We start from the raw sequence: 8,169 nt of genomic DNA, 5'->3' as shown, positions 1-8,169 counted from the left end.
TTCGCGCACCGCCGCGGCGAAGCTGTTGCCGCGGTCGGCGTAGGACGCGAACTGGTCGAAGGATGCTGCGGCGGGGGCGAGCAGAACCACGTCCCCGTCACGGGCGATCCCCGCCGCCAATTCGACGACCCGCGTCATGACCTCTTCAGTGTCGGCGTCGTCGACCTCGAATACCGGCACTGTCGGCGCGTGTCGCCCGAACGCCTCGAGCACCGCCGTCCGATCGGCGCCGATCACGATGGCCGCCTTGCTCTTCGCGCCCCTCCCCGCCACGAGGTCCGAGATGTCGACGCCCTTCAGCAGTCCGCCGACGATCCAGACGGCGCCGGGGTAGGCAGCCAGCGACGAGGCGGCGGCGTGCGGGTTCGTCGCCTTCGAGTCGTCCACCCAGGTGATCCCCCCGGCGACCGCGACCACCTCGATGCGGTGCGGGTCGAGCCGGAAGTGCTCCAGCGCCGCGGCGATCGCTGCCGGCGGCACGTCGAGGGCCCGGGCGAGGGCGCTGGCGGCCAGCACGTTCGCCACGACGTGGGGAGCCGCCAGCCCGTGCGCGGCGAGGTCGGCGACCGTGGTCAGCTCGAGCGCAGTGGTGGCGCGCTCCGGCAGGAACGCCCGGTCGACGAGGATGCCGTCGACGACACCGAGGTCACTGGGTCCAGGCACCCCGAGGTCGAAGCCGATGGCGCGGCATCCCTCGATGACCTCCGCCTCTTCGACCATCTCGCGGGTGGCGATGTCTGCCTTGTTGTACACGCAGGCGATGCGGGTGTTGGCGTACACGATCGCCTTCGCATCGCGGTACGCCCGGAACGAGCCGTGCCACTCGAGGTGGTCGTCGGCGAGGTTCAGGCACACCGATGCCGCCGGCGAGACGGGCTGGGGAGTCGACTGCAGCCCGAGATACCAGAGCTGGTGACTCGACAGCTCGACCACGAGCACGTCGAAGCCGGCCGGGTCGCGCACGGCGTCGAGCACCGGCACGCCGATGTTGCCGCAGGGCGCTGCGCGCAGACCGGCCTCGGCCATCATGGTCGCCGCCAGGCGGGTGGTGGTCGTCTTGCCGTTGGTTCCCGTGATGAGCACCCAGTCCGCAGGGCGTCCGTCCGGCCGGGTCACCTTGTCGCGCACGCGCCAGGCGAGCTCGACGTCGCCCCAGAGGGCGATCCCGGCATCCTGCGCCCAGCGGATCACGGCGTGATGCGGCGGGAAGCCGGGTGAGGCGACGATGACGTCGGGCGCGAAGTCCACGAGGTCGCGGGGCACCTCCGTCAAGGGGCCGGTCCACAGCTCGGCGCCGATCACCGGCAGCAGTCGCGCATACTCCTCGGCGGCGGTCTCGGTGACCACCAGCACCCGGGCGCCGAGCTCGGCGAGGGTGTCGGCCACCGAGAACCCTGTGACCGAAAGGCCCAGCACGGCCACGCGCAGGCCGCGCCAGTCGGCGTTCCAGCTGGTGAGTGCGTCCAGACGTTCATTCATTGCGCGGCGAGCCATTCGACGTAGAAGAGCGCGACACCGGTCACCGCGAGGATCCCGGCGATGAGCCACATGCGCACGACGATGGTGATCTCCGGCCACCCCCGCAGCTCGAGGTGGTGATGGAACGGGCTCATGAGGAAGATGCGCTTGCCGCCGGTCGCCTTGAAGTAGTACCGCTGCAGCACGACGGAGCCGGGCGCGATGACGAAGACGCCCGCGATGAGCACCGCCAGCAGCTCGGTGCGGGTGAGGATCGACATCGCGACGATGACGCCTCCGATGGCCATCGACCCGACGTCACCCATGAAGATCTTCGCCTTGGGGGCGTTCCACCAGAGGAATCCGACGAGGGCGCCGATGAAGGATGCCGCGACGATCGTGAGGTCCAGCGGGTCACGGGTGAGATAGCAGGCATCGGCGTACGCCGGAACGAGCTCGGTGCTGATGCACCGCTGCTGGAACTGCCAGAACGCCACCAGGCTGTAGGCGGACACCGTGAAGATCCCGGCGCCGGTGGCCAGGCCGTCGAGTCCGTCGGTGAGGTTGGTGGCGTTGGACCAGGCCACCGAGAGGAAGGACACCCACGCGAGGTAGAGGATCCAGCCGACGATCGCACCCAGCGCCATGAACGACAGCACCGGGATGTCGCGGAACAGCGAGATGTGGGCCGACGCGGGTGTCACGTCGCGGACGTTCGGGAAGTTGAGGGCGAAGATGCCGAAGGGCACCGCCACGAGCACCTGGCCGATGACCTTGCGCCAGCCCGACAGGCCGAGGCTGCGCTGGCTGCGCACCTTCAGGTAGTCGTCGATGAACCCGACGACCCCGAGGCCCACCATCATCCACAGGACCAGAAGTCCCGATGCCGTGGGCGGGCTCCCACCCACGAACGTGCCGACCAGGTAGCCGATCACCGTCGCCAGGATGAAGACGATCCCGCCCATCGTGGGGGTGCCCCGCTTGGCGGCGTGCTGCGGGTTGTTGCCGTCCTCGGGGGTGCGGATGACCTGCCCCCACCCGAGCTTCTCGAAGAGCCGGATGAACAGCGGCGTGAGGAAGAGCGTGAACGACAGTGAGATCGTCGCGGCGATAAGGAGTGATCTCACGAGAACGATTCTCCCAGACGATCACCCAGATGCCGCAGGCCCGCGGCGTTCGAGGATTTCACCAGCACCCGGTCGCCGTCGCGCAGCTCCCCCAGCAGGTAGTCGTAAGCCTCATCGGCGGTGGCGAAGTACACCGCCTCACCGTCCCACGAGCCCTCCGAGATCACCGAGATGAACAGGCGTCGGGCCTCGGGACCCACCACCACGATGCGGCGGATGTTCAGGCGCACCGCCAGCAGGCCGATGCGGTCGTGCTCCTCTCCCGAGAATTCGCCCAGCTCGCTCATCGCACCCAGCACGGCGACGGTGCGCTGTTCGGGGCCGACGATCTGGGCGAGGGTCCGCAGCGCGGCGGCCATCGAGTCGGGGCTGGCGTTGTAGGCGTCGTTGATGATGCGCACCCGGTTCGAGCCCAGGGGCTGCATGCGCCACCGCTCGGCGAGCTCGACCGTCTCCAGACGTGCGATCGCGTCACGGGCGCCGACCCCGAGAGCGGTGGCCGCGGTGAGGGCGGCCAGCGCGTTCATCACGTGGTGCTCCCCCAGCACGCGCAAGCGCAGCGGCAGTCGCTCGCCGTCGACGACGACCGTGCACGACGTGCCGTCGGCATCCACCTCGACGTCTTCGGCGCGCACGTCCGCTGCGGACGTCCGCCCGAACCAGCGGACGCTCTGTCCGCGGTCGGCGGCGATCGTCGCCATCGTGGCCACCCGCGCGTCGTCGGCGTTGAGCACGGCGACGCCCCCGCGGCGCACCGCGTGGATGAGTTCGGACTTGGCGCGCAGCGTCTCTTCCACCCCGCCGAAACCCCCGGCGTGGGCCATGCCGACCATGAGCACGACGCCGATGTCGGGCTCTACCAATCCGGCGAGCCGGGCGATCTCGCCCGGGCCGCTGGCGCCGAACTCGCTGACGAGGAACCGCGTGTCGTGGGTGACACGCAGCATCGTGAGGGGCGCGCCGACCTCATTGTTGAACGAGGCGCGCGGCGCGACCGTCTCGCCCTCGTCCTGCAGGATGCGCGCCAGCATGTTCTTGGTCGTGGTCTTGCCGTTGGACCCGGTGATCCCGACGATCTGCAGGCGGCCGCCGGCGCGCACCCGGGCGACGACGTCGCGTGCCAGGTCCGCCAGCGCGGCGACGGCATCGGCCACCACGATCTGGCTGATCGCTGCGGCGACCGGGTGCTCGACGATCGCCAGCACCGCACCGCGCTCGAGGGCGGCGTCGACGAACAGGTGGCCGTCGGTGTCCTCCCCCGGCTTTGCGACGAAGATGCCACCGGGCTCGATGAGGCGGGAATCGGTGTCGACCGCACCGGCCACGACGGTCTCGGGCCCGGCTCCGGCGGCCGGGCGGAGTTCACCGGATGTGGCCCGGGCGACCTCGGCGAACGTCAAGGGAATCATGAGTGTGTCCGTTCTCGGTCACGAGCGCGCGCACGTCCGCGCGGGCGGCGCGATCACTGCGTCTTGGGAAGAAGGGGCGTCTGCGAATCGGAGGGCAGGACGCGGTAGTTCTTGAGCACCTGCGTCACGGCCTTCTGGAAGGCCTGGCGGTTCGCAGCAGACGATCTAATGGTAGTCGGCTCGTCGAGCGTGGTCAGAACGACGTACTGCGGATCGTCGGCCGGCACGATGCCGATGAGCGACGTGAAGTACACCCCGGACTTGTAGCCGTTCTCTCCGGCGACCTGCGCGGTACCCGTCTTGGCGGCGAGACGATACCCGTCCACGGCGATGAAATCGGCCATCTGCGCCTGCACCGCGACGTTCTCGAGCATGAGGGTCACCGCGTCCGCGGCCTCCTTCGAGACGACCTGCTCGGGTTCGGGCAGGTCGGGCTCAACCACGGTTCCGTCGGCGAGAGTGCAGGATTCCACGATCGACAGCGGCATCTTCAGGCCGCCGTTCGCCAGGGCCTGGTATGCGCTCGCGACCTGCGGGGACGTCATCGTGTAGCCCTGCCCGAAGGTCGTGGCGTAGAACGTCTGGTTGTCCCATTCGGAGACGGGATGCAGAACCCCCTGCGGCTCCTGCGGCCAGTCGATCGCCGTTCCCCTCCCCACCCCGAAGCGTTGCAGGTACTCGTGGCGGGTGTCGGCGGTGAGCATCTCGCCGAACTTCGACAGCGCGACGTTCGACGAATCGATGAGCGCGCCGGTGAGGGTGTAGTTCAGCACCGGGTGCGATTCGAAATCGCCCACGCGGGCACCGTTGGGGAAGGTCTCGTAGTCCCCCGCGCTCACGGTCGTCAGAGGCGTCGCCACACCCGCGTCGATGACACTGGCGGCGGTGATGGCCTTGAGGGTGGAGCCGGGCTCGTAGGACTCGAGGAACAGGCGCGAGCCGCGGTCCTCGGGGGCCGAGCCGTCGACGTTGTTCGGGTCGACCGTCGGGTACTCCGCGGCGGCCCGGATCTTGCCGGTGGCCACCTCGAGCACCAGGATCGCCCCGCTCGAGGCCTGCTTGTTCTGCACCTCTTCGGCGATGAGCTGCTGCAGGTACCACTGCAGGTCGCGATCGATCGTCAACTGCAGCGTGCCGCCGTCGACGGCGGGCGTCTCGATCTCGGTGCCGGGGATCACAACCCCGTCGGCGCCACGCAGGTAGCTGCGCTCTCCGTCCTGGGGCGCAAGGCAGGTGTTCTCGATCTGCTCCACGCCGGCCAGGGGCTCGCCGTCGGAGCCCATGAAGCCCAGCAGGTTGCCCGCGACCGCCCCGTCGGGGTAGGTGCGCTGGGGGTGCGGGTCGAAGCGCATGAACGGCGCCCGCAGCGCGGCGAGTTCGCGGTACTGCTCGGTCGTCAGGCCGCGCTTGAGGTAGGCGAACCGGCTGCCGGGGTCGGCGGCGAGGGCATCGTCGACGATTTTGATGATCTCGTCCGCGCTCTGCCCGGTGATGGCCCCCATCTCGGCGGCGACCTGCTCCCAGGGCACTTCGACGGTCACACCGTCGATCTCGCGGTCGACGGGACCGACGTTGAGCGGATCGAGCTTTCCGTCGTACTTGAGGATGCTGGTGGCCAGCGGTTCGCCGTCTGCGTCGACGACCTCACCCCGCGTGCCGTAGAGCTGCTCGTGCGCGCCGAACGCGAGCTCCTGGGAGTCGGCGATGTGCCCGTCCGCGTTCACGACCTGGATGTCGACGAGCCGCAGGATGAACCCCGAGAGCACGGCGAGGACGACGGCGAGGGCGACGACGGTGCGCCGGCGCGGACTGCGGGTGGCTCGGGTCGTCATATCTCTCAGTGTGTGCGGGGAACGGGGAGTCCGTCGGTGATCGGCGGGGGTGTCGCGGCATCCGTCGCAGCAGCGGCTGCGCCGGCGCCCGCCGGCGCGTCGGGCGCGACCGGCACGCCCTCGATGGTGGACAGCGGTGCGGTCACCAGCGGGGCCTCGGCGATGAGGGCGTTCGGAACGGAGGGCCGGCCCAGCGCATCGATGGTCGATCCGCCCAGCGCGACTTCACCGGCGCCGAGGACCGCGCCGTCGCTCAGGCGCAGATAGTTCGGCGACTCGGCGATCATCATGCCCAGCGCGGACGCATTCGCGGCCAGGAACTGGGGGGAGTTCAGCCCGGCGACATCGTCGGTGAGGATCTGCTTCTGGTACGTCAGATCGCGCTGTTCCCGCGTGAGCTGCGCGACCTCGTACGAGCCCTGGGTGGTGACGATCGACAGGCCCATCTGCGCGGCGCCGATGGTGACCGCCCCGGCCACGGCGACGATCCCATAGAGAAGGCGCGGTCGCCGGCGCGGCGCCGGCGCGGCGACGACCTCGAGGCGTCGGCGCGGCCGGTCGATCGGTGCGGGCAGCGCTGCGGCCGTGGCCGCCGCGGAGCCCAGGGGCAGCGTGCTCATGCGTCCTCCCGCAGTCGTTCGGCGGCGCGCAGCCGCACGGGCGTTGCCCGCGGATTGCGGGCCCGCTCCTCAGCGGTGGCGAGCTCGGCACCCTTCACCAGCAGCTTCATGCGCGGGGCATGCTCGGGCAGTTCCACCGGCAGACCGGCCGGCGCGGTCGAGGCCGTTGCCGCAGCGAGCTCGCGCTTGACCAAGCGGTCCTCGAGGGACTGATACGACAGCACCACGATCCGCCCGCCGACCGGGAGCAGGCCCAGGGCCGCAGGAATGGCGCGTTCCAGCGCCGACAGCTCGGCGTTGACTTCCACCCGCAGCGCCTGAAACACGCGCTTGGCGGGGTGGCCGGCATTCTTCAGCGCGGCGGGGGTCGCCGCCTGCAGGATGTCGACGAGCCGGCCGGACCGCGTGATCGGCTCCGTCCGGCGTGCCTCGATGATTGCGCGGGCATAGCGGCCGGCGAGCTTCTCTTCGCCGTACCGCTCGAAGATGCGGCGCAAGTCGCCCTCGCCGTAGGTGGCGAGGATGTCGGCCGCGGTCGTCCCCGCGGTCTGGTCCATGCGCATGTCCAGCGGCGCGTCCCGTGCGTAGGCGAAGCCCCGGTCCGCCTCGTCGAGCTGAAGAGACGAGACGCCCAGGTCGAACAGGATGGCGTCAGCGGTCTTCCGACCCGTGGATGCCACGGCCTCGGCGATGCCGTCGTAGACGGTGTGGACGAGCGTGACGCGGTCTCCGAAGCGCGCGAGCCGCTCCCCCGCGATGCGCAGGGCGTCGGTGTCGCGGTCCAGCCCGATCAGCTGGGCCTCGGGGAACCGTTCGAGCATCGCCTCGGAGTGGCCGCCCATGCCGAGCGTGGCGTCGACGAAGACGGCTCCCTCGTGCTGCAGGGCCGGCCCGAGCAGCGCGACGCAGCGCTCGAGCATGACGGGGGTGTGGATGTCGCGGGCTTCCATGATGTGAAGGGCGTGGTCCTCGATCCTGATCCCCATCCGCTCCGACCTGGCACCGGGGAAGTGTGTCAGGGCGTGCGGCTGGGAGTCACGATCGAGGCTCAGAAGAGGCCCGGGATCACCTCCTCCTCCATGTCGGAATAGCTGTCTTCGTTTCCTTCGGCGTACGCGTTCCACGCGTCGGCGTTCCAGATCTCGGCGTGTGCGCCGACACCGGTGACGACCAGCTCGCGGTCGAGGTTGGCGTATGCACGCAGGGGCGGCGGGATGGTGATGCGGTTCTGGCTGTCGGGCTTCTCGGCGCTGGCGGCCGAGAGGAACATGCGCTGGAAGTCGCGGGACTGCTTGTTGGTCAGGGGCGCTTCGCGGATGCGCTCGTACACGCGCTCGAACTCGGCGGTGCTGAACACATACAGGCAGCGCTCCTGGCCGCGCGTGATGACGACGCCCGGACCGAGGTCGTCCCGGAACTTCGACGGGAGGATGACGCGCCCCTTGTCGTCGAGCTTGGGAGTGTGGGTGCCCAACAGCATCTCCACCACCCCCTTAGTCCGGCCCCGCCAGGTAGCGCCACTTTACTCCACTTCCCTCCACTTCACTACACAAACCCCCGACATTGCCCGTCGGCCACCCCGAGGAGCCGCAAACACACGAAAAAAGAGCACCGACCCTGAGGTCGGTGCTCTTGCGTTTCGAGAGGTCAGTGCCGGTCTTGGCGGCGATCCCAGCGTTCGTTCATGCGATCCATGAACGAAGTGGAGGAGCGTGGAGGAGTG

Annotated in this window: 7 protein-coding genes; all 7 read right to left on the bottom strand. The window is 69.6% G+C overall.

Annotated features, from left to right (window positions below):
- Positions 1-1,479 (bottom strand): UDP-N-acetylmuramoyl-L-alanine--D-glutamate ligase (murD, locus tag NQ160_RS14300; RefSeq protein ID WP_257515878.1); only part of this gene is annotated, 1,479 nt, incomplete at its 3' end.
- Entirely contained in the window at positions 1,476-2,585 is a 1,110-nt protein-coding gene (gene mraY / locus NQ160_RS14295; protein ID WP_257515877.1) for a phospho-N-acetylmuramoyl-pentapeptide-transferase, read from the bottom strand. The genes mraY and murD, both read right to left, overlap by 4 nt.
- The gene (locus NQ160_RS14290; RefSeq protein WP_257515876.1) at positions 2,582-3,994 is read right to left on the bottom strand and encodes a UDP-N-acetylmuramoyl-tripeptide--D-alanyl-D-alanine ligase; all 1,413 of its coding nucleotides are present in this window, start codon (positions 3,992-3,994) and stop codon (positions 2,582-2,584) included. Before NQ160_RS14290 ends, mraY begins: the two co-directional genes overlap by 4 nt.
- Before the next feature lie 53 nt (positions 3,995-4,047).
- Positions 4,048-5,826 (bottom strand): peptidoglycan D,D-transpeptidase FtsI family protein, encoded by a 1,779-nt coding sequence (locus NQ160_RS14285; protein ID WP_257515875.1) that lies wholly within the window; start codon positions 5,824-5,826, stop codon positions 4,048-4,050.
- Between the two features lie 5 nt (positions 5,827-5,831).
- Entirely contained in the window at positions 5,832-6,446 is a 615-nt protein-coding gene (locus NQ160_RS14280; RefSeq protein ID WP_257515874.1) for a hypothetical protein, read from the bottom strand.
- A complete protein-coding gene (gene rsmH, locus NQ160_RS14275; RefSeq protein ID WP_257515873.1) occupies positions 6,443-7,396 on the bottom strand; it encodes a 16S rRNA (cytosine(1402)-N(4))-methyltransferase RsmH in 954 nt (317 codons plus the stop codon). Before rsmH ends, NQ160_RS14280 begins: the two co-directional genes overlap by 4 nt.
- 98 nt (positions 7,397-7,494) lie before the next feature.
- Entirely contained in the window at positions 7,495-7,926 is a 432-nt protein-coding gene (mraZ, locus tag NQ160_RS14270; RefSeq protein WP_257495985.1) for a division/cell wall cluster transcriptional repressor MraZ, read from the bottom strand.
- Between the last annotated feature and the right edge of the window lie 243 nt (positions 7,927-8,169).

The organism is Microbacterium sp. zg.Y909 (genome assembly GCF_024626565.1).
Note: the sequence above shows the minus strand (reverse complement) of the source record. Positions and strands in the feature narration are given on the sequence as shown.